Origin of the sequence: Methanobrevibacter sp. (assembly GCA_022775905.1) — an archaeon.
In the GTDB taxonomy this organism is placed as follows: domain Archaea; phylum Methanobacteriota; class Methanobacteria; order Methanobacteriales; family Methanobacteriaceae; genus Methanocatella.
The window spans coordinates 92,786-118,929 of record JALFJX010000012.1; the positions used below are offsets into that span (position 1 = coordinate 92,786).

General features: G+C 32.1%; 25 protein-coding genes. 15 read left to right on the forward strand and 10 right to left on the reverse strand.

Annotation, left to right across the window (positions count from 1 at the left end; translation table 11 throughout):
• Position 1: 1 nt before the first annotated feature.
• The 3 genes from MR875_04530 to truA form a co-directional block, all read right to left on the reverse strand.
• The gene (locus MR875_04530; protein ID MCI6994106.1) at positions 2-1,090 is read right to left on the reverse strand and encodes an ATP-grasp domain-containing protein; all 1,089 of its coding nucleotides are present in this window, start codon (positions 1,088-1,090) and stop codon (positions 2-4) included.
• Positions 1,074-2,396: a UDP-N-acetylglucosamine 2-epimerase (non-hydrolyzing) gene (wecB, locus tag MR875_04535; protein ID MCI6994107.1), complete on the reverse strand. Its 1,323-nt coding sequence runs from the start codon at positions 2,394-2,396 to the stop codon at positions 1,074-1,076. Before wecB ends, MR875_04530 begins: the two co-directional genes overlap by 17 nt.
• Before the next feature lie 98 nt (positions 2,397-2,494).
• A complete protein-coding gene (truA, locus tag MR875_04540; protein MCI6994108.1) occupies positions 2,495-3,364 on the reverse strand; it encodes a tRNA pseudouridine(38-40) synthase TruA in 870 nt (289 codons plus the stop codon).
• Between the two features lie 97 nt (positions 3,365-3,461).
• Between truA and MR875_04545 the strand changes: the two genes are divergently transcribed.
• Entirely contained in the window at positions 3,462-4,154 is a 693-nt protein-coding gene (locus MR875_04545) for a hypothetical protein (protein MCI6994109.1), read from the forward strand.
• Here MR875_04545 and MR875_04550 read toward each other — a convergent pair.
• On the reverse strand, positions 4,149-4,709 hold the full coding sequence (locus tag MR875_04550) for a GNAT family N-acetyltransferase (protein MCI6994110.1): 561 nt from the start codon (positions 4,707-4,709) through the stop codon (positions 4,149-4,151). The two genes, MR875_04545 and MR875_04550, sit on opposite strands and share 6 nt — an antisense overlap.
• Positions 4,710-5,069: 360 nt before the next feature.
• On the opposite strand from MR875_04550, the gene MR875_04555 reads away from it, so the two are divergent.
• The 5 genes from MR875_04555 to MR875_04575 all read left to right on the forward strand — a co-directional run bounded on the left by MR875_04555 (position 5,070) and on the right by MR875_04575 (position 10,177).
• A complete protein-coding gene (locus MR875_04555; GenBank protein ID MCI6994111.1) occupies positions 5,070-6,689 on the forward strand; it encodes an ABC transporter substrate-binding protein in 1,620 nt (539 codons plus the stop codon).
• Between the two features lie 72 nt (positions 6,690-6,761).
• Positions 6,762-7,754, forward strand: coding sequence for an ABC transporter permease (locus MR875_04560; protein ID MCI6994112.1), 993 nt, complete (start codon positions 6,762-6,764; stop codon positions 7,752-7,754).
• Complete coding sequence (locus tag MR875_04565; GenBank protein MCI6994113.1) at positions 7,747-8,604, forward strand: ABC transporter permease; 858 nt, start codon at positions 7,747-7,749, stop codon at positions 8,602-8,604. Before MR875_04560 ends, MR875_04565 begins: the two co-directional genes overlap by 8 nt.
• 9 nt (positions 8,605-8,613) lie before the next feature.
• On the forward strand, positions 8,614-9,573 hold the full coding sequence (locus tag MR875_04570; GenBank protein ID MCI6994114.1) for an ABC transporter ATP-binding protein: 960 nt from the start codon (positions 8,614-8,616) through the stop codon (positions 9,571-9,573).
• Positions 9,563-10,177 carry an ATP-binding cassette domain-containing protein gene (locus tag MR875_04575; protein MCI6994115.1) on the forward strand — a complete coding sequence of 205 codons (615 nt, stop codon included), beginning with the start codon at positions 9,563-9,565 and terminating at the stop codon, positions 10,175-10,177. Before MR875_04570 ends, MR875_04575 begins: the two co-directional genes overlap by 11 nt.
• Here the strand turns inward: MR875_04575 and MR875_04580 are convergent.
• The 3 genes from MR875_04580 to MR875_04590 all read right to left on the reverse strand — a co-directional run bounded on the left by MR875_04580 (position 10,174) and on the right by MR875_04590 (position 14,398).
• The gene (locus tag MR875_04580; GenBank protein ID MCI6994116.1) at positions 10,174-11,544 is read right to left on the reverse strand and encodes an MATE family efflux transporter; all 1,371 of its coding nucleotides are present in this window, start codon (positions 11,542-11,544) and stop codon (positions 10,174-10,176) included. The genes MR875_04575 and MR875_04580 overlap by 4 nt on opposite strands.
• A gap of 100 nt (positions 11,545-11,644) precedes the next feature.
• Positions 11,645-14,005 carry a cadmium-translocating P-type ATPase gene (cadA, locus tag MR875_04585; protein MCI6994117.1) on the reverse strand — a complete coding sequence of 787 codons (2,361 nt, stop codon included), beginning with the start codon at positions 14,003-14,005 and terminating at the stop codon, positions 11,645-11,647.
• 18 nt (positions 14,006-14,023) lie between these two features.
• On the reverse strand, positions 14,024-14,398 hold the full coding sequence (locus MR875_04590; GenBank protein MCI6994118.1) for a metalloregulator ArsR/SmtB family transcription factor: 375 nt from the start codon (positions 14,396-14,398) through the stop codon (positions 14,024-14,026).
• Between the two features lie 256 nt (positions 14,399-14,654).
• Between MR875_04590 and MR875_04595 the strand changes: the two genes are divergently transcribed.
• Positions 14,655-15,374: a DUF4012 domain-containing protein gene (locus MR875_04595; protein MCI6994119.1), complete on the forward strand. Its 720-nt coding sequence runs from the start codon at positions 14,655-14,657 to the stop codon at positions 15,372-15,374.
• Positions 15,375-15,413: 39 nt separating this feature from the next.
• Here the strand turns inward: MR875_04595 and MR875_04600 are convergent, their stop codons facing one another.
• Positions 15,414-17,672, reverse strand: coding sequence for an ABC transporter permease (locus tag MR875_04600; GenBank protein MCI6994120.1), 2,259 nt, complete (start codon positions 17,670-17,672; stop codon positions 15,414-15,416).
• A gap of 4 nt (positions 17,673-17,676) precedes the next feature.
• A complete protein-coding gene (locus MR875_04605; GenBank protein ID MCI6994121.1) occupies positions 17,677-18,381 on the reverse strand; it encodes an ABC transporter ATP-binding protein in 705 nt (234 codons plus the stop codon).
• A 144-nt stretch (positions 18,382-18,525) separates the two neighbouring features.
• On the opposite strand from MR875_04605, the gene hisA reads away from it, so the two are divergent.
• The 5 genes from hisA to pyrI are packed head-to-tail and all read left to right on the forward strand — an operon-like array spanning position 18,526 to position 21,756.
• Positions 18,526-19,263, forward strand: a complete 738-nt coding sequence (hisA, locus tag MR875_04610; protein MCI6994122.1) for a 1-(5-phosphoribosyl)-5-[(5-phosphoribosylamino)methylideneamino]imidazole-4-carboxamide isomerase — start codon at positions 18,526-18,528, stop codon at positions 19,261-19,263.
• A gap of 13 nt (positions 19,264-19,276) precedes the next feature.
• Positions 19,277-19,720, forward strand: coding sequence for an FAD synthase (locus tag MR875_04615; protein ID MCI6994123.1), 444 nt, complete (start codon positions 19,277-19,279; stop codon positions 19,718-19,720).
• A 16-nt stretch (positions 19,721-19,736) separates the two neighbouring features.
• Positions 19,737-20,759 carry an N-acetyl-gamma-glutamyl-phosphate reductase gene (gene argC, locus MR875_04620; GenBank protein ID MCI6994124.1) on the forward strand — a complete coding sequence of 341 codons (1,023 nt, stop codon included), beginning with the start codon at positions 19,737-19,739 and terminating at the stop codon, positions 20,757-20,759.
• Between the two features lie 20 nt (positions 20,760-20,779).
• Entirely contained in the window at positions 20,780-21,274 is a 495-nt protein-coding gene (locus MR875_04625) for a flavodoxin domain-containing protein (GenBank protein ID MCI6994125.1), read from the forward strand.
• 5 nt (positions 21,275-21,279) lie between these two features.
• Positions 21,280-21,756, forward strand: a complete 477-nt coding sequence (gene pyrI, locus MR875_04630; GenBank protein ID MCI6994126.1) for an aspartate carbamoyltransferase regulatory subunit — start codon at positions 21,280-21,282, stop codon at positions 21,754-21,756.
• A gap of 4 nt (positions 21,757-21,760) precedes the next feature.
• Here the strand turns inward: pyrI and MR875_04635 are convergent, their stop codons facing one another.
• Positions 21,761-22,969, reverse strand: a complete 1,209-nt coding sequence (locus tag MR875_04635; protein MCI6994127.1) for a GMC family oxidoreductase N-terminal domain-containing protein — start codon at positions 22,967-22,969, stop codon at positions 21,761-21,763.
• 153 nt (positions 22,970-23,122) lie between these two features.
• Here MR875_04635 and MR875_04640 point away from each other — a divergent pair, with 153 nt between their 5' ends.
• The 3 genes from MR875_04640 to MR875_04650 are packed head-to-tail and all read left to right on the forward strand — an operon-like array spanning position 23,123 to position 26,087.
• On the forward strand, positions 23,123-24,493 hold the full coding sequence (locus MR875_04640) for a TldD/PmbA family protein (GenBank protein ID MCI6994128.1): 1,371 nt from the start codon (positions 23,123-23,125) through the stop codon (positions 24,491-24,493).
• A complete protein-coding gene (locus MR875_04645; GenBank protein ID MCI6994129.1) occupies positions 24,493-25,050 on the forward strand; it encodes a TIGR00296 family protein in 558 nt (185 codons plus the stop codon). Before MR875_04640 ends, MR875_04645 begins: the two co-directional genes overlap by 1 nt.
• An 8-nt stretch (positions 25,051-25,058) precedes the next feature.
• Positions 25,059-26,087 carry an NOG1 family protein gene (locus MR875_04650; GenBank protein ID MCI6994130.1) on the forward strand — a complete coding sequence of 343 codons (1,029 nt, stop codon included), beginning with the start codon at positions 25,059-25,061 and terminating at the stop codon, positions 26,085-26,087.
• Positions 26,088-26,144: the final 57 nt, after the last annotated feature.

A 26,144-nucleotide genomic window follows, 5' to 3' on the forward strand; every position in this document is an offset into this window, starting at 1 on the left:
ATTATAGTCTCCTAATTTCTAATGAATCTCCAGATTTCTTAAATTCAATTTCACCATCTAATGAAACATCCAATTCATCAATATTAACATTACCATCCACTAAGTCAATAATTGTTTTTCCAATGTTGAAATTAGCAATTTTGCTTAATCCAACATAAGGTGTTGTAAATCTGGAGTTTATTTCTAATAAATAAACTGAATAAACATCTTTTTCATCAGCATTGATTAACATATCAACACCAACAAAACCTTTCATACCTTCAATTGCTTCAACAGCATTTTTTGCAATTTCAAAAGCCTCTTCTTTAAATTCACTTTCAAAAGGTAATTTACCTCCGAGATATGTTCCTTTATCATCTTTTAATTCAACATATTGTCTGTTTAGACTTATCGGAATAGCTTTTTTACCATCGGAAATTAAACTGACACTAATATCAGTTCCTTCGATAAATTCTTGAACAAGAACACGTGAACCCGGCTTGAATATTTTATCCAAATCCAAAGTCAAATCTTCGATTTTTTCTATTACAACAATATCTTCACAGTCTACACCCATTAATGGCTTAATAATTAATTTAAGTGGAGTTAATGGATCTGCAGACTGCCATTTTTCATGCAAGTTTTCAATTGCCCTTTTCCAATACCCTTTTGAATCTATTTTAAATCTAAATGATCTTGGTTGAGGAATTTCCATTGGTAATGATTCATAAGTTTCATACTTATCAGATGCCTTAAGACAAGCTTCAGCTGAAGAATTGTATATTTTCACATCATTTTCTTCTAGAATTTTAGCAATGTTGTATAAATTATTATTGTTTTCTGCAGAGATGAAAATAGCACTATTAAATTTATCTGCATTCACTTCAAGCCAAGAAACTACATCCTGATTAATTAAAATTGGATTAACATTATCATACCTTTTTATGATGTCACTGTATGAGTCATTGATGACCAAATCCACATTATACTCCTTCAAATCATCTAAAAGTGCAAATATTAATGCTTCAGCTTCTGAAATAATACATTTATCTTTTTCACCAGAAGCAGTGAAATATTCAAATACTAAAATTGAATCATTCTCTTTTGTCATAACTAACCACCATACCATTTAAATTTAAATCATCTGTAGGGAACCTCATATTTTCCCCATCAAAGACCATATGAACAAGTGCATCTTCCATACCTTCAAATTCACTAACAGAAATATCATCAGTTACTGTTTTCATTTTTCTTGAAAATGAAGTCATTATGTCTTCTGGTGCTTCAATATCCAATAATCCTTTATTATAATATTCTTCTATTGCATCAACAGTTAATTTTGCAGAATCTCCATCACCATATGGATTAACTGCATTTTTCATTTTATCTGCAAAATCTTTATCATCCAAAATTTTACGTGCATTTTCCAAGATTGCATCTTTATTAGATCCAACAAGAATGTTACCACCAGCAGTTACAGTTTCTGGTCTTTCAGTATTATACCTTAAAGTCAATGCAGGAACACTCAATGTTATTGCCTCTTCCTGGAGACCTCCAGAATCAGTTAAAATTAAAGTTGATGCAGAAGTCAATTGCAAGAAATCCAAGTATCCTAATGGTTTTATAATATGAACATGTTCCAGATTATTTAATTCATCGAATAACTCGAATTTTTCAAGCATGTTTTTAGTTCTTGGATGAATAGGGAAAATAATATTCATATCATCCAATTCTTTTAATGCTTCGATGATACTTACAACTCTTTCCTTAACATCAACATTTTCTGCTCGATGCATTGTTAAAGTCAGAATATTTTCCATTGTTTCAATGTTTAAAGTTTTAAGAGTTTCTTCTTCAATTCCTCTTTTTTTGGCAATTTCCAAATGTCTAAAACAAGCATCAACAACGGTGTTTCCTGTGACAAATAGGTTTTTTCTTGAATATCCTTCAGCTAAAAGATTAATAGCTGATTCAATAGTTGGTATAAAATACATTGTCGAACATACATCCGCAGCCCTACGATTTACCTCTTCAGGCATTGTCATATCAAATGACCTGAGTCCTGCCTCAACATGACCTATTGCAATGTGTAATTTGGATGCAACAAGAGCACCCGCTAAAACAGCATTAGTATCTCCTTGAACTAATACAATATCTGGTTTTTCATCAAGAAGAACTTCTTCAATGCCTTTCATCATCAAACCAGTTTGTTTTCCATGTGTTCCAGAACCTACATGAATATTATAATCCGGAGTCTGAATATCCAAATCTTTAAAAAATGTATCAGACATCTCCTTATCATAATGTTGACCAGTATGCAAAACAATTTGATCAATATCCCTTTTGGATATCTCATCAATGATAGGAGCCATTTTAATAATTTCAGGCCTAGTTCCCAAAATAGTTGCTATTTTCATAATATTATTATATTTACATATAATCATTAAAAATTCTTTTTAATTTTTAAGATAATACATCACATTATAAAATTTTGATTATGAAAATTTTATGATAACTATTCCAAATTATGCAAATCCTGCAAACTTTTTATCATGGATTCTCTGATTGCATATCTTTTTTGTAAATCTGCTAAAGAATCTGCCAAATCACGCCTAAATCTCTCACAGGCATAATCATCATATCTGAATTTGATTCCATCATATTGAATATCCATTAAAATTAAATATTCCGCTTCCATGACTTTAATATTGGCTCTTGGTTCCCCTTCAACAGGATCCAACAATCTTTCAACTTCATCCAAATCCATTTTGCCAACAGCAACATCAACAAAAACCCTCATCATTTTCCTTACCATATTCCATAGGAATGATTCCCCATAGATATCAACAAAGATTGGAGATATTGTTTCATGAAGATTCGGGAATTCTTTTTTGTGATAATCATCCAAATCAACTTTATTGATTTTAATATCTGCAATAGTTCTGGTAGTTGTTTTTTGGAACCTTTTTGTAAAATTAGTAAAGTTATGAGTTCCTTTAAAGACTTCAGCACATTCTCTTAGTTTATCAATATCCAAATCCTGGAATAAAGTATATCTGTATTGTCTCATTTGTGCATATCTTGGCTTGAATGCATAACGTACAGGAGCCATTGCAAGAATCTGAATATCATCAGGGAGAGAATTATTAATTTCATTTACCCTGACGTCCTTTTCAGACTGGAAACTAATTACATTACCCAAACTGTGAACACCCGCATCAGTCCTACCCGCTATTCTAAATCTGGACTTTTTCAAGTCATCAATGTAATTTAATTTACGTAAATGGTAAATTAATTCCTCTTCAACAGTTCTCAAATCGGGTTGACGTTGAAAACCATGAAAATTAGTTCCAATATATCCAATTTTTAGTGCTGTTCTTTTCATCAATATAATATTTTACACAATATAAAATAAATTTTTAGGAATTTAATCAAAAAAATATGACACAACCAATATATAATATAAAACAACAATTATCCATATGGATTTAACTCAAGAACTAAACGAATTTTTACTTAGAAATGGAGCATGTGAAGTTGGCTTTGCAGACATCACCAATTTTACAACAAAAGAGGGGTTGGACACCGGAATCGTTTTTTACATAACTTATCCAAAGAAAATCATTAAAAACATGCAGAATGCCCCAACATTAGATTATTTAAACGAATACAACAATATAAATTCAAAATTAGACGAATTAAGCATTAAATGTGAAGAATTCATAATTAAAAAAGGTCATAATGCATATGCGCAGACAAGAGAAAGACTTGGAACTGACTTTGGTGACAACAATTCATTTGAACTGCCACACAAAACAATCGCAACACGCGCAGGACTTGGATGGATAGGAAAATCAGCATTATTCATTACAAAGAATCATGGATGTGCTTTAAGATTGTCTTCAGTTTTGACTGATGCACCATTAGAGATAGGAGAACCAATACTTGAATCAAAATGTGGAAAATGTACTGATTGTATGGATGCATGTCTTGGTGGAGCAATAAGTGGAATAGAATGGAACTGCAATCTCAAAAGAAATGACTTTTATGATGATAAAAAATGCGAGAAATATGCACTTAAAGTGTCAAAAGAAAATTTAGGAACTGCATACACAATTTGTGGAAAATGCATTTATGCATGCAGATTTACACAAAAATATATTAAAAAATCATAGTTTAACAGCATGTGAAAAGTTATTTGATAAATAATTAATTTTCAACCCAATTATTTTCTTATCCATATGAACTGTTTCAAGTTCATCTCCAGAATCAATAGTGATAACAAAACCCATTTTAGTCCAGAATTCCAAAGCACCATTTAACGTTTTATGAGTGTGCAAATAAATACTATCATAATTCATTCCATTTGCAAAATTTTCAGCAATAGAAAACATTTTAGATGCTAAACCACAACGCCTAAATCTTTCATCAACAAACAATCTCCAAATACTTGAAGTATTTTCTTTTGAATATAAATGCCTGAATTGTGGGAAATCTTTGTCATAATCTCTAATACCAATAGTTGCTATAATTTCACCAGATTCAGTATAAGCAATGAAAAAATTATTCCTACAGGGATTAATGTAAAATTCATCCATATTCACAATGTCCTGATGCCATTTTGGAATATAATCAAAACCGAACTCTTTTTTAATCATTTTAAATAAAAATTCTTGAACATGTGGAATTTTATCAAGATTTTTGCCCAACTCTTCAATTTTAATATCCATAAATAACACCCCCAGAATAAAAGTATTACTAATTAAAGTAAATTTAATAGATAAGTAATACTTTTTTATAATATTTGCATAACTATAATAGATTGAGTAGAAAATAGTATATAAAATTTATTATTGTATTCTAACATCCTCATAAATTCAATAAAAATACCAAATAGTCAAGTAAACTTTACATTTGATAAAATAGTATTACTAGATTTTTAAATAACTTAAAAAATAGTAATACTTTTTAAAAAAAAAATAATAAAATTTAAATAATGTTTAAAATAATACATTATATTTGATTGTTATTATTTTTATTATTACGTAATTCAAAAATAGTATGACAATTAGAATTTATGGAGAAATAGAATGGAACAAAAATACATTATTGGAATAATTGCAGTTGTTTTAATTGCAATTATAGGTGGAGCAATCCTCATGGGAGGATCATCTACCGAAAGAGCAGACAACGAACTCGTAGTAGCTGCTTACAGCCACGGAGGAGAACCTGAATCAGGTTTTGACCCAATTCTTGGTTGGAACTACTACTCAGAACCACTAATCCAATCCACATTGTTAAAAATGACAAGAGACATGGATTATGAAAATGATTTAGCAACCAGCTGGGAAGCTAACAGTGATTACACAGAATATACTGTAAAAATCAGGGACGATGTTAAATTCACAGACAACACCACATTAGATGCAGATGATATAGTATTCACTTATCAAGAAGCACAAAAAAGTGGAGCAAGTTTAGATTTAAGCAGCATGGAAAATGTAACTGCTGTCGACAATCAAACCATCAAATTTGAATTAAACAGACCAGACTCAACTTTCGTAGATAAATTTGCATACATTGGTATCGTACCTTCCGACTCATACAACAATGAAACTTACGGTGCAAATCCAGTAGGATCAGGACCATTCAAATTCGTACAATGGGACAAAGGTCAACAAGTAATTTTAGAGAAAAACCCTGATTACTATGGAAAACAACCAGAATTTGATAAATTAACTATTTTATTCGCACAAAATGAAGCTGCATTTAATGCTGCTAAAAATCATGAAGTTGATGTATCCGCAGTACCATTAACCTATGCAAATGAAACTGTAGATGGATACACAATGTACCTCATGGACACCATTGATGTAAGAGGAATCTCATTACCAGTACAAAACAACACTGGTGAAACAACTGAAGATGGCAATGCAATGGGTAACAACATTACTACAGACAAATCAATCAGAGAAGCATTGAACTACGGCATTAACAGAACTTCAATATCTGAAGGAGCATTAAATGGATTAGGAGTACCTAACTACGACGGTATTGCTCACCAATTACCTTGGGCAAACAACGAATCCGCAATTGATGATGCAGATGTTGACAAAGCTAAAGACATCTTGAAAAAAGGTGGATGGGAAGACACCGATGGTGACGGAATCGTAGAAAAAGATGGACAAAAAGCATCAATTAACCTTTATTACCCATCTAATGCACCAGAAAGACAAGCAATTGCAGTAACAGTTGCAGAACAAGCAAAAGAATTTGGTATTGAAATTAATGCAACTGGTTCAAACTGGGATGAAATGGATGCAATTAAAAATACTGACCCTATCGTATGGGGATTCGGTTCAACTGACCCATCAACTATTTGGTCTGAATATTACAGCGATCAAGCAGGAGTAGGAAACAACAACCCAGCTCTTGTTAACAACAGTGCTGTAGATAAACACATTGATACCGCTATGAAATCTGACCGTAACTCATCATATTCCGAATGGTCTAACGCAATTTGGGATGGAAGCAATGGTATTGCACCTGAAGGCGATGCTGCATGGTTATGGGTTGGAGAAATTAAATACGGATACTTTGTAGATGAAAGCTTAGATATCTCTAATGATACTGCATTATTACAACCTCATGGTGGAGATATCTTTGGAAACATCTATGATTGGTCCCGTACCTCTTCCATCGAAGAATAAATAAAAACAAACAAAGGAGTTAAATAAATTATTTAACTCCACCTCTTTTTCTCTTTTCAGGAGTTATATTATATGATAAAACATGAAAAACTACTCAAATTTTTAGGAAAAAAAATCGTCAGATTTATAATTTTACTCATTTTTGTCATATTATTGAGCTTTTTATTAATAGATATGTCCCCAATAAATCCTGTTAAATCATACATAAGCAATATGATTGTATCACAACAACAAATAGCTGCTTTAGAAAGTTATTGGGGTGTAAATGAACCTATTACAACCAAAATGATTAATTGGCTTGGAAATATGGTTCATGGAGATTTCGGAACATCATTAATATTTAGAATGCCAGTTATTGACGTCATTAAAGAAAGATTCACTGCATCCCTTGTATTGATGTTAAGTTCATGGATATTTTCAGGAGTTTTAGGATTTATTTTAGGAGTTATAGCTGGTTTCAAAAAAGACACAATAATAGACAAAGCAATAAAAGTTTACTGTTACATTTTGCAATCCGCACCAACATTTTGGATTGCATTAATTATACTTATGATATTCAGTGTATACCTTGGTTGGTTCCCAACTGGATTAGGAGTTCCAATTGGAACTTTAAGTGAAAATGTATCAATTTGGGAATGGTTAAACAGATTGATATTACCTATGGTTACATTAAGTATTGTCGGTGTTGCATCAATTGCATTATTTACTAGAGATAAATTAATTGAAGTTATGAACAGCGATTACTTCTTGTTTGCAAAAGCAAGAGGTGAAAATGGATGGAACTTAATTAAAAGACATGGAATAAGAAATATTTTACTTCCAGCAGTCACATTACAATTTTTAGGATTTTCAGAATTATTTGGTGGAGCAGTCTTAGTAGAACAAATCTTCACATACCCTGGAATCGGACAAGCTGCAGTTTCAGCAGGACTTAGAAGCGACGTACCATTATTACTTGGAATTGTAATATTTAGTGCAATATTCGTATATTGCGGTAACTTAATTGCAGACATAATATATAATTTTGTTGATCCAAGAATAAAAGAAGGTGAAGATGATGGTTAATAAAACAAAAAAGAACACATTAAATCCACTTTCAAAAATGAATTTAAGAACAAAAACATTATTAACTATCGGATTAACACTTTTCCTTTTATTACTAGTGGTAATTTGCAGTTTATTTATTAATTCAACTGACATTACAACTAACTTCAGCATTATGAACAGTCCACCATCATTCGAACATTTATTTGGAACTGATTGGATGGGTAGAGACATGTTTACTCGTACTTTAAAAGGATTAGGATTAAGTGTACAGATTGGTGCCGGAGCTTCAATATTAAGTAGTTTAATTGCTATTGGAATGGCATTTTTAGGTAGTTTAAATAAATATTTAGACTCATTCATGTCTTGGTTAATAGATTTATTCCTATCCGTACCACATATCTTATTAATTATTTTAATATCTATTGCACTCGGTGGAGGAGCATTTGGTGTTACAATAGGAGTGGCAGTAACTCATTGGACAAGCCTTGCAAGAATTTTAAGAGCAGAGATTAAACAAATCAAAACTTCAGACTATGTTAAATTATCTGAAAGATTTGGAAAATCAAAAATATGGATTGCAAGAAAACACATTCTACCTTTAGTAATTACACAAATCATTGTTGGAACAATTTTGATTTTCCCACATGCAATCATGCATGAAGCAAGTGTAACATTCTTAGGTTTTGGATTATCCCCACACGAACCAGCAATCGGTATTATTTTATCAGAATCAATGAAATATCTTGCAACAGGTAACTGGTGGTTAGCATTATTCCCAGGATTATCATTATTGATATTAGTATTATTATTTGATATCGCTGGAGAAAATATTAAGAAAATACTTGATCCTACAAGTGCAAATGAATAAGGTGATAATATGGAGAAATTATTAGACGTGAAAAATGTTTCAATTTCATTCATTCAATATACCCAAGGTTTGAATCAAAGAGATTTGAAAGTTATCACCGATTTGACTTTAGATATATCTGAAGGAGAAATTTTAGCAATTTTAGGTTCAAGTGGATCAGGTAAAAGTTTACTTGCACATGCAATATTTGGAATACTACCTGAAAATGCAAATTTAAATGGGATAATCAAATACCAAGGAAAAGAACTATCCCAGAAAGATAAAGAAGAAATACGTGGAAGAGAAATTGCACTTATCCCACAATCAGTGAACTTCTTAGATCCATTAATGAAAATTTCAGAACAAGCAATTGGACAAACTGAAACAGAAGAAGAAAAAAAAGAAAAGAAACAAAAACAAAGAGCAATCTTTGAACATTATAATCTTGGTCCCGAAGTAGATGATATGTATCCATTCCAACTTTCCGGAGGAATGGCCAGAAGAGTGCTCGTATCAACTGCATTACTATCCAATCCAAAATTAGTAGTGGCGGATGAACCAACACCTGGACTTGACCAAAATACAGTCAAAGAAACCCTTAATCACTTCAAACACATGAAAGAAGATGGAATTGGAGTGCTTTTAATTACACACGACATTCATGCAGCATTAGAAGTAGCCGATAGAATCGGAATTTTCTATTCTGGATATGTAATTGAAATTGCTAAAAAAGAAGACTTTTCAGGAGATGGGGAAAACCTCTTACACCCATACACAAAAGCATTATACAAAGCATTGCCTGCAAATGGATTTAACCTAATTAGAGGACATCAACCATTGCATGGAGAAATTCCTGTAGGATGTCCATACTACGACAGATGTGAAATGCGTATGGAAAAATGTAGGAAAGAAAGACCAGAATTAATTGACCTCGGAAATAAAAAAGTCAGATGTTTTAAATATGAAGGAGGTATTGAAGATGGAACTTAAAGGAAGCAATATTTCATATAAATACCCTTCAACTAACAAATACATATTAAAAGATATTGACATATGCATAGACAACTCAAAAATCACTGCTTTAGTTGGAGACAGTGGTAGTGGAAAGTCAACATTATGCAAAATACTTTCTGGATATGTGCAAAAATTTGAAGGTAATGTCACATTAGATGGTAAGGAATTACCTAAAAATGAATTCTGTCCAGTTCAATTGATTTACCAACATCCTGAAAAAGTAATGAATCCAAAATGGAAAATGACAAATATTCTAGAAGAATCATGGATGCCTAATGATGAATTATTAAGAGAATTCGGTATCCAAAAATCCTGGTTTACAAGGTTTCCTCAAGAATTGTCTGGAGGAGAACTTCAAAGATTTTCCGTTCTAAGGTCACTAAACCCAAAAACACAATTTTTAATAGCTGATGAAATGACAACAATGCTTGATGCAATAACACAAGTACAAATCATAACTTCAGTTATTGATATTGTCAAAAAAAGAAAAATGGGAATGCTGCTCGTAAGTCACGACATACCCCTTGTAGAAGAAATCTGTGATGAAATAATTTATCTAAAAGATATTAATGGCATCTAGCCTTTAATATCTATTAATTTTTTAATTAAATAATCTGCCCAGACCATAGTCAGATTATTTGAAACAATTTCACCTAAAACAATTCCCATCCAAGCTCCCCATACACCATAACCCAATACGACACCAAACAATACTGCAAAGAAAATTGTAAAACCTGTTTCTCTTATTATTGTCTGAAACATGGCAGTGATTCCTTTTCCAACACCCTGGAAAACATAAGTTGATGGAACACCAACACCCATTGTCGGATAATAAATTACAATCCATGCCAGGAATGCTGTAAGCTCTGGAGCAATCCTTACACTGCTTCCAGAAGAAGTGAATACCGATGCAATATCTCCTGCAAATACATTAGTCAAAATAGCTACAGCAATTCCAAGAACAATTGAAACCTTCATTGCATATCTATGAGCTATTTTGATATTCATATAGTTACGAGCACCATAGTTTGCAGCAATAACGCTGATTAAAGCTGTTCCAATAGCAAGTATAGGTGTTGTTCCAATAATCACGATTCTCCAGCCTGTTGAGTAGACAGCAACTGAATCAGTTGAACCTACAAAAGTCAATAATGCTGAGAAAACCGCTGCAAAGAAAGCATTGTTTAAAAGCTGAATACTTGCAGGAATTCCAACTTTAACCACATCAAATGAAATATCCCCTTTAAAATCAAAATTGGATAAATTAGGTTTAATATAAGTGTCCTTTTTAGCATAAAACCAATATAATAAAATTAAGATTACAAATATTGATGAAATGATTGTTGCAATAGCTGCTCCCCTAACACCTAAATTCAAAGTATAAATGAAAATAGGATCCAAAATCATATTTAATATTGCAGAAGCAATCATTGCATACATAGGACGAGTAGTATCACCTTCACCTCTGAAAATACCATATAATGCATTGGAAAATATAATGAAAATTGATCCTAAAAGGATTATCACACCATAATCAGTAGCATAACCAATAGTTTGACCTGCACCCATCACATTCAAAATAGGATTTAGGAAAATCAATGCCAAAACAGTTATAATCAATGAAACAATAACATCGATAAAGATTGAATGAACAGAAGCATTATCCGCTTTTTTCTTATTATCTTCACCCAAATATTTTGATATTGCAAAAGCAGCACCAGAACCTAATCCATTTCCAAATCCTACTAAAATCATAAATATTGGTGTGAAAAATCCAACACCCGCAAGTGCATCAGCCCCAAGACCAGATACCCATGCAGCATCAATCAAATTGTAAAAACTGGTAATAAGCAATGAAATAATCAAAGGTATAGACATTTTTATTAATGCTTTTTTAGGGTCTTGAAGCATTATATCTACACTATTTACTAAATCATTACTTAACATAACTAAATATTAAATGTTAATAAAATATAAAATTATTTATTTAAAAATTTCCTAATTGTTCAATTTGTGACAATCAAAAATAAAAAAAAGAAAAATATAATTAGAATAGTGGATCTTTCACCATTCCAATTCTAAATGAGTTTAGAATAACAAGTATTGTTAATCCCAAGTCTCCAAAACCTACAGACATCATCAATGTGATAATACCTAAAATCGCAAGTATTACACACAATAATTTAACTGCAATAGCTACAGTGATGTTCTGTTTAATGATTCCCATTGTTTTGTGAGACAATGAAAATAAATATGGGAGTTTTGAGATATCATCCTGCATCAATGCAACATCAGCTGTTTCAATAGCTACATCAGAACCTGCAGCACCCATCGCAATACCAATATTTGCACGTGCCAACGCAGGTGCATCATTGATACCATCACCAACCATAGCAACATCACCAAACTTGTTTCTGATTGTATCAAGGATATTTAACTTGTTTTCCGGCATCAAATTAGAATACACGTAGTCAATTCCAATTTCATCAGCCACACTTTTAGCAGCAATCTTATTGTCTCCAGTAAGCATTACAGTTTGAACACCTTGCTCTTTTAAATCAGCAATTACTTCAGAAGCGTTTTCTCTGATTTTATCTGATACTGTAATAATAGCCAATACCTTTTCAGCATTACCTACAAATATTATTGTTTTACCTTCAGCAGAGAATTTGTTAATCTCATCTCTTGAAATATCAAATGAACTACCCTCAATTAAAGCTTCATTAGCTGCATAGAACTGTTTTCCATTGATACTTGCAACAATACCTTTACCTGGAACATTTTTAAATTCTTCAATTTCTTCAAATGAGATATTATTCTCTAAAGCATAGTTTACAATAGCCTGTGCAATTGGGTGTGAAGATTGATTTTCCAAAGATCCTGCAATTTTTACAATTTCATCTTTTGAATATTTTTCATCCAATACTTCAACTTCGCTTAAAACCAATTTACCCTCAGTCAAAGTACCAGTTTTATCAAAGATTACTGCTTTTACACCACGCATTTCTTCAACATATGTACTTCCCTTAATCAATACACCATTTTTAGTAGCAGAAGTAATAGCAGATACCATACCTACAGGTGTTGATATTAAAAATGCACACGGACAAGAAATTACTAGTAATGAAAGCGCCTTATAAACCCAATCAATCAAGTTTTGACCAAATAACAATGGTGGAATAAATGCAACACATGCCGCTGCAACCATCATGACTGGAGTATAATATTTAGCAACTTTTTCAACTAAAGACTCAGTTTCAGACCTGTTGAGTTGAGATCTTTTAACCAATGTGACAATTTTTGATATTACAGAATCTTTAGCTTTTTTAGTTACAACAATTTCTAAGTATCCATCTTCATTGACAGTACCAGAGAATACCTCATCACCAACTTCCTTTAAAATCGGAACACTTTCCCCAGTAATGGAAGCCTGGTTGATTGATGATGAACCCAAAACAACTTCACCATCCAAAGGAACTTTATCTCCAGGTTTTACAATGACAATCTCACCTATTTCAACATCATCAACATTTCTTAACTCTTCTGAATCATTTACTTTAACTCTTGCAGTTTCAGGAGCAATTTCAACCAAAGATTTGATTGAACGTTTAGCACGATGTTCAGCATAGTCTTCCAAGAATTCTGCAATATAATATAAGAATGTTACAGCAGCACCTTCTTCAGGATGTCCAATGATGAATGAAGCTACACATGCAATACACATCAACATTGCTGGACCAATAGTATGTCTTTTAACTAATGAATTGTATGCCAAAATAGCTATCTCATAACCTGCAATCAAAGCACCAATCATAAAAATTATTGTGGTTAATGTTGGATTAAATGACATCCATTCAAGGATATGGCCTGCAGCAAAACATATACCACTTGCAACAATAATTTGAATTGGCCTATTAGTAATTAATGGCTTTCCTTCAGCAAGCAATTCACCATCATGATGATGTTCATGTCCAGAATCATCATCAGCACAATCAGGACAACCACAAAGACTTATATCAATATCATCGTGATCATGGTCATGACACCCGCAGTCCTCATCAGAACAAGAATCCGCTTCATGATGCTCATGATCATCGTGACTATGAGAATGCCCATGCTCATGATGATGCTCATGTCCATTGTGACTATGATCATGATCATCTGCACAATCAGGACAACCACAAAGACTTATATCAACATCTTCATCATAATCTATTTCTTCTCTATGGTCATGAATGCTTAAATCTGTATTTTTCTGATAATCTCTTAATAACTGTTTATCATAGTGATTGGAATCTTTACATTGAATTTCATCACAATTTGGATCAAAACAGATGTAATTGTAATGTTCTGGATTGCGGCAATTTTCTTCCTCACAATCAGCATCATAACATCTATTATCCACCATAGTATCACCAATTAAAAATTATTCTAATATATGTTCTAAACCTACTTTGTAAATCATTTCGATATGAAGATCTGTAAGAGAATATCTTGCCATTTTACCTTCTTTTTGGTATTTGACAATATTATTTGCACGCAATATTCTTAATTGATTTGAAACAGTTGTTTGATTCAAATCAAGTGCTTCACATATATCGCAAACACATAAATCTTCAATACTAAGTAGGGAAATAATTTTTAATCTTGTTGGGTTTCCAAATATTTTAAAAAATTCTGATAATTCATTAAATTCATTTTCATCAGGAATACGTTCTTTTACACGGCAAACGACATCATCATGAGAGTTGAATACTTCACACATATCATCATTTTTATTTTCAAGATTATTATTTTCCATAGTTATCACACATATTATATATTTACATATTATGATATGTTTATGTATTTAAATGTTGTCATATCATGATATTGTGATATGTTTTTGAAAATTATTCAAAAAACAAAATTTCAGACCATATTCAAAATAATAAAAAAGACATAGATATTCTTAAAATATATATAATTTAATTGAAATATAATTTATATAAGATTTATTTTTAAACTTATCTTAAAAATAAATATACTAAATTTAAGTTTAGGTTCGTGAATTAAAAATGAAAAGAAGCAAAAAACTAATAATTGCAATCCTTCTTGTAATTCTTTTAGGATTAATAGCTTTTATTGCAGGTACATTATTTATGACACCTGATTTATCCCATGAAAGCAAAAACATATTAGTATTAGCATCTGACAAATACGAGCAATCCAATGGTGGAGTAGACATGGCATTCATGGTTCACTTAGAGAACGGTTCTCTTAAGAATTATACTCCAATCTACCCTGGTGGAATGAGTCACCCTACAAAGTCAGCACCTGGAGACCTTCAAGGTGCAATGATGCTTCACGACTGCCTATGGAATGGACTAAGTGAAGGCATGCAAAATGCAAAAGAAATTGTAGAAGCTCGTACAGGAATGCATGCTGATGCAGTAATTGTTGTTTATGATGAGAGTATGGACAACATTATCAATTCAATTAGCCCACTTGAAGTAAATGGTGTTACATATGATAATTTAACTGCAACATCAATTATTCGTCAAAATGATGCTTATAATGGATATGCAGGAAATGATAATGTTCAAGGTAATATGTCCAGAGCTGATGCAGTAATGGTATTGGCTAAAGCACTTGCAAATGCTGCTAAAGACCCAGTTAAGAAAAGTACCATGGTTCAAACAGCATTGAAAGAATATTCTAACGGAAATATTGTAATGGAACCACAAGGATCATTTACAAAATTACTTGCAACAAAAGGATTTGAAAGTATAGCATAATCTTTAAAGAATTTTTATTCTTTAAAGAACTTTTTTTATTTATTCTACATCTTTTAGAGCTTCAACCATATTTAAATCTCTTATTTTATCTGAAAACATTAAATTGACAGCAATAGATATGGCAAATGTTATTCCTGCTGAAAGAAGTATATTTCCCAAAGTCAATGTTGGAACATAATACAAAGATTCACCTGTAGCATCCAGCATCAATGTCATAAAATAAAAACCAAGAGGAATGCCCAATATAAAACCAATAGCTGTGAATATTAAATTCTGAGTTAACAACAACCTTCTTAAGAAATTAGTCTTAAAACCTAAAACCTTTAAAGTTGCAACCTCCCTCTCCATTTCTGTAAATGATAATATCCCCAAATTATATAAAACCAGAATTGCTAAAAGACTTGCAACAATAAGAACTACATCCACCATCATCATAACAGAAGAAGTCATTTCATTCCAACTTTCTTCCATATCTTCCAGTGTTGATACTGATTTAATTGAATTTATATTTTCACCAAATTTTTCAGAAGTTAAAATGCTTGTTGGTGTAAAGTTTAGACCTTCATCTTCCAAAGTATCTGGAGACATAATCAAACCTTGTGAAACCGGTTCCGCATGAATTTGACCAATCTTCGATTTAACCCATTTATCATTTCCAACAATATGCCATTTAATTTTATCTCCAATATCCAAATTTAATTCCTGAGCCAACTTTATTGATATGGAAACATCACCTTCTTCAATATCAATTGGATCTTTATTACTATCCGTGTAAGATATCAAATCAGTGTTATTTGAAACTAAAAGTACACCCGTGTTCTCCTGGTTGTTGGATTTAATTTCCATAGGCATTTGCATTATAAAACTACCATTAGTTCCATTAATTACATAATATAATTCTTCCTGAGATGCATTACTAGAAATCACTAATTTTGATTCAAAATGATTAATGTCATGATATTCCCATGTTTCCAAATCATTCATACTGTCATTCATACCAAATGCTGCGATTAATAATGCAACACATCCCATTACACCAATAATAGCCATTAATGCACGGAATTTATTTCTTCTTGCATCTCTCCAATTCCAACGTAAATTAAAACTTAAATGTTTCCAAAGATTTGACTTTTCAAAAAAGCCATTTGAAGATACATTAGGTGCCTTTGGCCTTATAGTGTTAGCAGGATTTTCTTTTGAAATACTCCTACATGTCAAATAAGTGACAACAACTGAAGAGATTACAAGAGCAGCTGTAACATAAACAAACATCATGTCAAAACCAGGATTCCATGCTGGTAATGTATAACGAGTAGTCATTGATGGATAAAACATTCTAGGAATAATCATTGGTCCTGTGACAAGTCCCAAAACAGATCCAATCAAAACCGGGACAAAACCATATGATACATAATGCAATATGATTGTAGTATCTTTAAATCCTACAGCCTTCAAAATTCCAATTTGAGTTCTTTGATATGTCACAATCCTTGTCATTGTTGTTAGAAGTGTTAAAAATGTAATTAAGATGAATAAAATTGGAAAAATATCCCCCATCATCTTATGTTGTGCCATCTCTTCACTGAATTGCGCCACACTAGACTGATCTTCCTGTTTTGTAAATGATAGATAGCTAATGGAATTGTCAAGTTTTTCCTTAAATGAATCATCAGATTGATTGTACTTGACAAGCATCCTATTATACTCAATATCATCAGGATATGCTTTATAAGATAAATATGCAAAACCTACATTCTCAAAATCAGGAGTTATTGAAGTTGCTGAAGATTCATAAACATATTCAGGCGAATAACCAATACCTCTTATTTCTTTTTCAATAGATTTTCCATTAAATTTGAAAGTAATGTTATCCCCAACATTCAAATCTCTTGCATCGGCAAAACGCTTATCCAACCAGACACCAGAATCATCATTTATATCAAATTCTTTACCTTCATGGACTAAAAATTTTGAAATTCCATTATTTTCAACAAAATGCAACGTTATATCAGGATCATTGTCAAATTCACCAACTGACGAAATTACTGCCTGTCTTTCTGATTGTTCGGAGAACCCCTTTATCCTATCCAAATCAACATCATCAAAATTAGTTTTGTAAATCCAACCGTCAGCAAGATTTGTTTCATTATAAAAATCTGCACTTGTCTGTTCCAAACCATAATACTCAGCGCAAATCCCACAATAAGCAAAAATACCTAAAAAAGCCATCATAAATATTGCAATAAATTGAGTTTTATTTATTCTAATATCTCTTAACATTTTTTTAGATAATGACATGATATCACCATTCTAAATCTGCAACTTTTTTAGGGTTTTCATTAATGACAATACGTTCAATTTGACCATTTTTAATTCTAATAACCTTATCCGCAGCTTCAGCCAAAATTGCATTGTGAGTAACAATGACTACAGTAGTATTATTATCATTACTCATGCTTTGAAGTAAATTTAAAATTAAAACACCCGTATTGGAATCTAATGCACCAGTAGGTTCATCACATAAAAGCATAGTTGGCTGCTTAGCAACTGCTCTTGCAATAGACACCCTCTGCTGTTCACCACCAGACAACTGTGCAGGGAACTGATTAGCATGTTCTCTAAGCCCAACAGATTCTAGAACATCCAAACCATTGATATCCACATCAACAATATCTCCCATCAATTCCACATTTTCCAATGCAGTCAAATTTGGGATTAAATTATAAAACTGAAAAATAAAACCGACATTTCTAGCACGGTATTGTGTTAGTTCATCATCATCAAATGATTCTATATGATTTCCATTAACAATAATCTGACCTGATGTGACAGTATCCAAACCGCCTAAAAGGTTTAATAATGTTGATTTACCCGCACCAGACGGCCCGAGAATTACAACAAATTCTCCTTCATCAACAGTAAAATTAACATCATCCATAGCTTTTAAAATGTGGTCTCCAGATTGATATTCCTTTTTCACATTTTTAAATTCGATTATTGTATTCATAGAACTACCTTCCAACAATATAATATCACTTCGACTTGTATTATATAAATTACCAAAATTGATTATAATAACCATATCAAACAAAACTATAAAAGATTTCAAAACATAATTATATTATAATAAAATATTACAGGAAAAGTGTAAATGTCATTCAAAAAAGATGAAATGTTAATAATGCCTGCAGTTGATATTAAGAATGGAAAATGTGTTCAACTCGTTCAAGGCGAACCTGGAAGTGAAATGGTAGAAATTGAAAATCCAGAACTTGTTGCAAAACATTGGGAAGATTTAGGAGCTAAAAACATCCATGTCATTGATTTAGATGGAACAATAAATGGTGTTGCTAGTTTTGATATTATTAAAAAAATTCTAAAAGAAGTAAGTGTCCCAATTCAACTTGGTGGTGGGATTAGAAGCCTAGATTATGCTCGTCAATTACTTAATCTTGATATTGAAAGATTAATTATTGGAACAATGGGTATCCAACACCCCGAAACTATTACCAAATTATCTGATGAATATGGATCAGATAGAATAATGATTTCACTTGACAGTAAAGATAATAAAGTAGTTATTAAAGGATGGCAAGAAAAAATTGATAAAAGTCCTGTTGAACTTTCATCAGAATTTAAAGAGCATGGAGCGGGAAGTATCTTGTTTACAAATGTTGATGTTGAAGGACTTCTTGGCGGATTTTACACAGACCCAGTAGTTGAACTTAAAAAATCAGTAGATATACCTATTGTTTACTCTGGAGGAGTTACAACAATAGAAGATATTAAAAAATTAAATGAAAGTGGTGTAGATGGAATTGTAATTGGTTCTGCACTTTATAAAGATAAAATTGATTTGACTGAAGCTTTAAAATATCAAAAGAGGTAAATTAATGAAAGTAATGGCGACCGGAACATTCGATATACTTCACCCAGGACATGTATTATTCCTCGAAAAAGCTAAAGAATTAGGTGGAGAAAATGCTGTACTTGCAGTTGTAATAGCTAGAGACTCAACTGTAGAAAAGAGAAAAAGAATACCTATAATACCCCAAGAACAAAGATTAGAAATGATCAAAAGCCTTAAACCTGTTGATGAAGCATATTTGGGGCATGTTGGAGATATGTTTAAAATTGTTGAAGAAATCAAACCCGACATTATCGCAATCGGTTCAGACCAGGACCACGATGTTTTAAAGTTGCAAGCAGCATTAGATAAAAGAGGAATAAACGCTAAAGCAATGCGTGTTAACGATTATATGTTTGGAGAACTTGACAGCACCTGTAAAATTATTAAAAGAATAAAACATACAGATTTTAAAGATAAAACTGGAGAATTAGACTAATTAGGAGATTATTAAAATGAAAAGTGTAGCAATTGTAGGAGCAAGTGGATATACTGGAGGAGAACTTTTAAGAATGCTCAGTGTACATCCTGATGTTGAAGTAACCGAAATCACATCAAGAAAACTAGATGGACAGCCAGTCCATAAGACCCACCCACATGTTAGGGACACTGGACTTGTATTTAAAGACAAAAAGCCATCAGACATCGATACTGATGTAGTATTTACTGCAACACCCCATGGAGCATCAATGAAGATTGTTCCAGAACTTTTAGAAACTGGAGCAAAAGTCGTTGATTTAAGTGGAGATTACAGATACCGAGATACCGCAGTTTATGAAAAATGGTATGGAATGGAACACACTGATAAAGAACATAAAGGAGCATTTGGACTTCCTGAATTATACAGAGATGAAATCAAAAAAGCAGATCTTGTAGCAAATCCCGGATGTTTCCCAACTGGTGCAATTTTATCTTCATATCCTCTTGTTAAAAATGATTTAGTTGAAAGAATTGTAATTGATTCGAAAACTGGAGTTAGTGGAGCGGGAGTAAATCCATCCGGAACTACACATTATCCAAACATTGCAGACAATTCAAACCCATATAAAATTTCTGCACATAGACATTCATCTGAAATTAAACAGGAATTACATGGATTTGATGATGTAAAAGTATCTTTTACACCACACTTAATACCAGTTATTAGAGGAATTCAAACTACAAGCCACAGTTTCTTAAAAGAAGAACATTTAGATACTACTCCTGATGAAATCAGAGCATTATATGAAAAAGAATACGGAAACGAATACTTTATCAAACTTATGGATGAAGGAGAAATTCCACATTTAAGCTCAGTTAGAGGATCAAACTTTGTCCACATTGGCGGATTTGAAATTGACGATACTGGCAGACTCGTGATGTTATCATGTATTGATAACCTTGTAAAAGGTGCATCTGGACAAGCTATTCAAAATATGAATATTATACTTGGACTTGAAGAACAAGCCGGATTAAAACACTTAGGTCTTCATCCTTAAAATAAATCGAGGCGAATATAATGGCTACATTAATAATTTATTATTCACAAAGCGGAAAAACTGAATTAGTAGCTCATACTTTAGCAAAAAATCTAAGGGCAGATGTATTAAGAATTAAAGATTTGAAAAACCGTAAAGGATTTAAAAATAAACTTTTTGCATCAATTAATGCATTTAGAGAAAGTAAAACAGACATTGCTCCAGCAAAAGTTGATTTGACCGATTACGATACAATCATTTTTGGAACACCAACTTGGGCAGGAAATCCAACACCTGCTATTCTAACAATAATTGACAGATGTAATTTAACTGGAAAAGACGTCATATTGTTTGCTACCATGGACAGCAGCCGTGGTGAAACAAATATTGAAAGGCTTGAAGAAAAAGTAAAAATGCGTGGAGCAAGAGTGATTGAAAGTTTTGCAATTGCTACTAAAGACAAAACCAATGAAAAATTGATTAATGATACTGAGGTAATCATTGAAATGAAAGATTTAAAAATGTATACAAGGTAGATTAAATGGTTAACGATAAATCTGAATTAAAAATTAAAGCTATTGAGAATGGTACTGTAATTGACCACATTACCGCAAACAAAACATTGCACATTCTTAAAATTTTAGGCCTTCCTGACAATGAAACAAAAAATATCACTGTTGCTATGAATGTATCTTCAAAAGAGCTTGGTAGAAAAGATATTTTAAAAATTGAAAATAGGGAATTAGATCACGAAGAACTTAATCAAGTTGCTTTAATCGCACCAGAAGCTACAATTAATATTATTAGGGATTTTAAACCTATTAAAAAAAATAAGATTGTACTACCTAAAAAGATTACTTCAATCATTAAGTGTACAAATCCAAAATGCATTACTAACTATGAGAATGAACCAATAACTCCAATATTTAATGTTGTTACTGACAATCCTCCAGTAGTTAGATGCCACTATTGTGAAAAATTAATAAAAACAGAAGATATTTACAAACAAATTGAATAATCTTCTAGTTTTTTAAATAATCTGCTAATCTTTTAGATAATGCAAGTATTGTTAATATTGGAGGTTTACCTGGAGATATTGGCAATACACTTGCATCACAAACAAATAAATTATCGATTTCTGTTTCTAAATTACTGTTTACAATTTCACCAATTTTTGCAGTTCCACCAGGATGTGCTCCTCTGTACACAGTTGAACCAATAGTATTAGGGTCAACACCTGCTCTTTCTAAAACAAAACCAGCAGTAGCTACTCCTTCAGATAATAATCGTATATCTTCAATTGTATTGATTTTAACAACATCACCATCTTCAGTTACGTAACCTTTACATTCATCCCTAGTTTTTACCATGATACTTAAAATATCATTTTCAGTTACATTTTCATCATCAATTTGACCTGGGATGAATGATGAATAATGAGGTGCCAATACAAAGTTTTTACCAACGATAATCCCTGCCATTTGAACTTCAGTATTGAAGTTGATGTCTTTTATGTATCCTCCAACACTTACAAATGGATCAAAGAATATTTCTTTACCAGCATCAGGGAATCCTGATTTTCTTAAAATTAAAGCAGAATTAATTGCACCTGCAGATAATACAACGTTATCCGCTTTTATGGTTTCTTCATTACCATCTTTAATGTATTTTACACCAGAAACTTTTCCATCTTCAGAAATAACTTCAGTTACTTCCGCATCACAAATCAATGTTGCACCATTTTCAACTGCTTCATCAACAAAGTCCTTTCCAGAAATTTTAGCATCAACTGGACAGCCATATGCACATTTTCCACATTGAATACAATCTTCTTCACGAATAGCTTTTGGCATTTTCATAGTTTGAAGACCAAGTTCACGACCCGCATCCAAAAATGCCTGAGTTCCTTTACCAATATGAGAATCATCAAGAGGATGAACATTGATTAAATCTTCAACATAGTCATATGCATCAGACAAGTCAATATCAAAATCCAATAATTCATCAGTAAGCGCCCTTACCATATTTGACATGGATACTATAGTTGCACCACCAATACATGTTGTGGTGAGTAAATCCACATCTTCAGAGTATTTATCATAATAATTAAATGCATCTTTTGAATGAGTGTAAGGTCCTTTTTCTAAAATAGTTACATCAATACCGTTTTTTGCAAGTTCAGAAGCCAATATTCCTCCACCTGCACCAGTACCTGCGATAACAATCACCATATCACCTTATTTTTTAATTATAATATATTAATATAAAAATATGGTTTAATTCCATAAAATATATCACTTGTTATATTAAGTTTCATAATATAAAAAACTTTTATTTAATAGATAATTCATAACTATATATGATTAATCTTTTTAAGTGATAAAATGGAAGAATATATTGATTTATTCGAAAAAGTTATTGCAAAAACAAGCTCTCAAGTAGACTACATTGATATCAGAGCAGGAGTTGGAGACAACACCTCAATATTAATGAAAGATGGGGATGTAGATGAGATTAACACTGGAATGAGCCTAGCTGCAGGAGTAAGAGTGTTAAATAATGGAGCATGGGGTTTTGCATACACTACAGATTTATCTAAAATAGATGAAATAACCAATACTGCTATTAAATTTTCAAACTCATTGAAAGGAGATGTCAAATTAAGTGAAACAGACATCATTAAAGATAAAATAGCTGTTGACGTTAAAATTCCATTTAAAGATATTTCTATTGAAGAAAAAAAAGACATAATGAAACAAGCAAATGATGCTGCTTATATTGATAAAGTTAACAGTACTACAGTAAGCTACGGAGACAGTGAAGTCAACTCATTATTCATGAATAGCGAAGGTAGTGAAATCCAAGTTAAGACCAGTAGAGTGAGAATGGCATTAAATGCATCTGCAACAAACGGCGAAATCATTCAATTTGGACATGGAAGTCTTGGAGGAGTTAAAGGATTTGAAGTTATAGCAGACGAAGATATTGAGCAATTTGGAAGAAACATAGGTGAAAAAGCCGTCAGATTGCTTGAAGCAAAACCTGCACCATCTGGAAACTTCCCTGTCATAGCAGATCCTGAATTAACTGGTGTTTTAGTTCATGAAGCATTAGGTCATGCTGTTGAAGGAGATTTAATATTACAAAATGATTCTATCCTTAAAGATAAGATCGGCAGTCAAATTGCATCAGACATTGTCAATATCTTTGATGATGCAAGCCTGAAAGAAGGATTTGGATATTACCCATATGATGTTGAAGGAGTTAAAACTGCACCAAATCAATTAGTTAAAGATGGAAAATTAGTTTCACTCTTAAATTCAAGAGAAACCGCATCCAAATTAAACATGAAATCTTCCGGAAATGCAAGATCATCAATTGCAGATCAACCTATAGTTAGAATGAGTAATACATTCTTACAGCCAGGAGACAATACCTTTGAAGAATTAATAGAAGACATTCCTGATGGAATATATCTTAAAGGTTCTAGAGGTGGACAAGTAGACACTGGTAAAGGTATCTTCCAATTTAATGCTGCTGAAGGTTATTTAATTAAAGATGGTGAAATTACAACACCATTAAGAGATGTTTCACTATCAGGTAACATATTAGAAACATTGAAAAATATTGATGCTATTGGAAATGACTTTAAATTAAGTGTGGGATTCTGTGGAAAAGATGGTCAGACCGCACCAGTAAGTGATGGTGGACCTCACACCAGAATTTTAAATGCACTAGTTGGAGGAATGGGATGATGATTAGTGAAAATGGTGGAAAATACCTTGTTAAACTAGCTAAAGAGGCAATCAAAGAATATTTAGAAACTGGTGAAAAAATAACAAAAGGTGAAGATTACCCTATTGAATTAGATGAGAAATTAGGTGTTTTTGTAACCTTAAACAAAAATAATGATTTAAGAGGATGCATTGGATATGCTGAACCAATCATGAGTGCTATTGAAGCTACAATTGATGTGGCTATTGCAGCTGCAGTCAATGACCCTAGATTTCCTCAAGTCAGTTTAGATGAATTTGAATCAATTGATTTAGAAGTAACCGTGCTTACAAAACCAGAAATGATTATTGTAGCACATTATAATCAATACTTTGACGAAATTGAAATTGGTGAAGATGGTTTAATTATCCAAAAAGGTTACTCAAGAGGATTATTATTACCACAAGTAGCAACAGAAAATAGATTTAATGTAGAAGACTTTTTAGAACACACATGCATGAAAGCAGGAATTAGTGCAGACAGCTGGATGGATGAAAGCTGTGATGTCTACAAATTCCAAGGACAAATATTTAAATAGTGATTAAAATGATGATTCCAACAATCCCTACACCACAAGAATTACTTGATAAAGGATTCAGTAGGGGTAAAAAACAAGCAGACCTATTGAGAGGTCAAAAGATACCTAAACATTTAAAAGGTAAAAGAATTGAAGAAAGAAGAGTTGTAACCTCTTGCCAAGTTATTAAAGATAAACTGAAATCAATTTTAGATGCAGTCCCTGAAATTGAAAAATTACATCCATTTTACCAAGATTACATTGATATTACAGTTGGCGTGGATGATATGAAACAAGCATTGGGCGCTCTCAATTGGGCATACGGTATCATAACCCAACTCGAGAAAGAATATGGATCCAAGATTAGGAAAAACCCCTCTGAAAGAGCAGCTGCAATTCAAAAACAAGCATACGGAAGAATAGCTTCAGTTGTAAACAAAATCAAAAAAGATTTGGATTTCCTAGACTTTGCAAAACAAAACTTAAGAAATATGCCAACCATTGATTTTGATGCAACTACAATCGTTATCGCTGGTTTTCCAAATGTAGGTAAATCAACATTGCTCAGGCAAATTACTGGAGCAGAACCTCAAGTTGCAAATTACCCATTTACAACAAAAGGTATTCAAATCGGACACACCGAAAGACACTGGAAAAGCATTCAAATTATCGATACCCCAGGATTACTTGATAGACCTGTTTTAGAAATGAATGATATTGAGATGAATGCGATTGTTGCATTGGAACACTTGGCTGATGCAATTTTATTCATATTTGATGCATCAGAGACTTGTGGATTCCATTTAGATAACCAATATAATCTTTTAAAACAAATCGAAAAGATTTTTTCAGACATTCCTGTGTACTATTTATTCAACAAAATGGATTTGATTGAAGATACAGAATATCTTAAAGAGTATATTGATGATGAAGAAAGGTCCATTTTCATATCTGCAATCGAAGGTGAAGGCATAGATAAGATTAATTCCAAATTTGATGAAATTAAGAAAATTGACCGTACACCTGTTGAAGAAGAAGATGATGATGAATATTACTGAAGTTACCTTTTAGTAACTTTAAGTAATTAATAGATAAATTTATATACTAACAAAAAG

Bases quoted from the DNA above. Each gene is read 5' to 3' on its own strand.
- MR875_04650 (MCI6994130.1), top strand. From the start codon at position 25,059: ATGATGATTCCAACAATCCCTACACCACAAGAATTACTTGATAAAGGA.
- MR875_04625 (MCI6994125.1), top strand. From the start codon at position 20,780: ATGGCTACATTAATAATTTATTATTCACAAAGCGGAAAAACTGAATTA.
- MR875_04640 (MCI6994128.1), top strand. From the start codon at position 23,123: ATGGAAGAATATATTGATTTATTCGAAAAAGTTATTGCAAAAACAAGC.
- MR875_04575 (MCI6994115.1), top strand. From the start codon at position 9,563: ATGGAACTTAAAGGAAGCAATATTTCATATAAATACCCTTCAACTAAC.
- MR875_04645 (MCI6994129.1), top strand. From the start codon at position 24,493: ATGATTAGTGAAAATGGTGGAAAATACCTTGTTAAACTAGCTAAAGAG.
- MR875_04605 (MCI6994121.1), bottom strand. From the start codon at position 18,381: ATGAATACAATAATCGAATTTAAAAATGTGAAAAAGGAATATCAATCT.
- MR875_04635 (MCI6994127.1), bottom strand. From the start codon at position 22,969: ATGGTGATTGTTATCGCAGGTACTGGTGCAGGTGGAGGAATATTGGCT.
- MR875_04555 (MCI6994111.1), top strand. From the start codon at position 5,070: ATGGAACAAAAATACATTATTGGAATAATTGCAGTTGTTTTAATTGCA.
- MR875_04615 (MCI6994123.1), top strand. From the start codon at position 19,277: ATGGCGACCGGAACATTCGATATACTTCACCCAGGACATGTATTATTC.
- MR875_04560 (MCI6994112.1), top strand. From the start codon at position 6,762: ATGATAAAACATGAAAAACTACTCAAATTTTTAGGAAAAAAAATCGTC.
- wecB (MCI6994107.1), bottom strand. From the start codon at position 2,396: ATGAAAATAGCAACTATTTTGGGAACTAGGCCTGAAATTATTAAAATG.
- argC (MCI6994124.1), top strand. From the start codon at position 19,737: ATGAAAAGTGTAGCAATTGTAGGAGCAAGTGGATATACTGGAGGAGAA.
- MR875_04595 (MCI6994119.1), top strand. From the start codon at position 14,655: ATGAAAAGAAGCAAAAAACTAATAATTGCAATCCTTCTTGTAATTCTT.
- MR875_04545 (MCI6994109.1), top strand. From the start codon at position 3,462: ATGGATTTAACTCAAGAACTAAACGAATTTTTACTTAGAAATGGAGCA.
- cadA (MCI6994117.1), bottom strand. From the start codon at position 14,005: ATGGTGGATAATAGATGTTATGATGCTGATTGTGAGGAAGAAAATTGC.
- MR875_04600 (MCI6994120.1), bottom strand. From the start codon at position 17,672: ATGTCATTATCTAAAAAAATGTTAAGAGATATTAGAATAAATAAAACT.
- MR875_04570 (MCI6994114.1), top strand. From the start codon at position 8,614: ATGGAGAAATTATTAGACGTGAAAAATGTTTCAATTTCATTCATTCAA.
- MR875_04580 (MCI6994116.1), bottom strand. From the start codon at position 11,544: ATGTTAAGTAATGATTTAGTAAATAGTGTAGATATAATGCTTCAAGAC.
- pyrI (MCI6994126.1), top strand. From the start codon at position 21,280: ATGGTTAACGATAAATCTGAATTAAAAATTAAAGCTATTGAGAATGGT.
- hisA (MCI6994122.1), top strand. From the start codon at position 18,526: ATGTCATTCAAAAAAGATGAAATGTTAATAATGCCTGCAGTTGATATT.
- MR875_04530 (MCI6994106.1), bottom strand. From the start codon at position 1,090: ATGACAAAAGAGAATGATTCAATTTTAGTATTTGAATATTTCACTGCT.
- truA (MCI6994108.1), bottom strand. From the start codon at position 3,364: ATGAAAAGAACAGCACTAAAAATTGGATATATTGGAACTAATTTTCAT.
- MR875_04550 (MCI6994110.1), bottom strand. From the start codon at position 4,709: ATGGATATTAAAATTGAAGAGTTGGGCAAAAATCTTGATAAAATTCCA.
- MR875_04565 (MCI6994113.1), top strand. From the start codon at position 7,747: ATGGTTAATAAAACAAAAAAGAACACATTAAATCCACTTTCAAAAATG.
- MR875_04590 (MCI6994118.1), bottom strand. From the start codon at position 14,398: ATGGAAAATAATAATCTTGAAAATAAAAATGATGATATGTGTGAAGTA.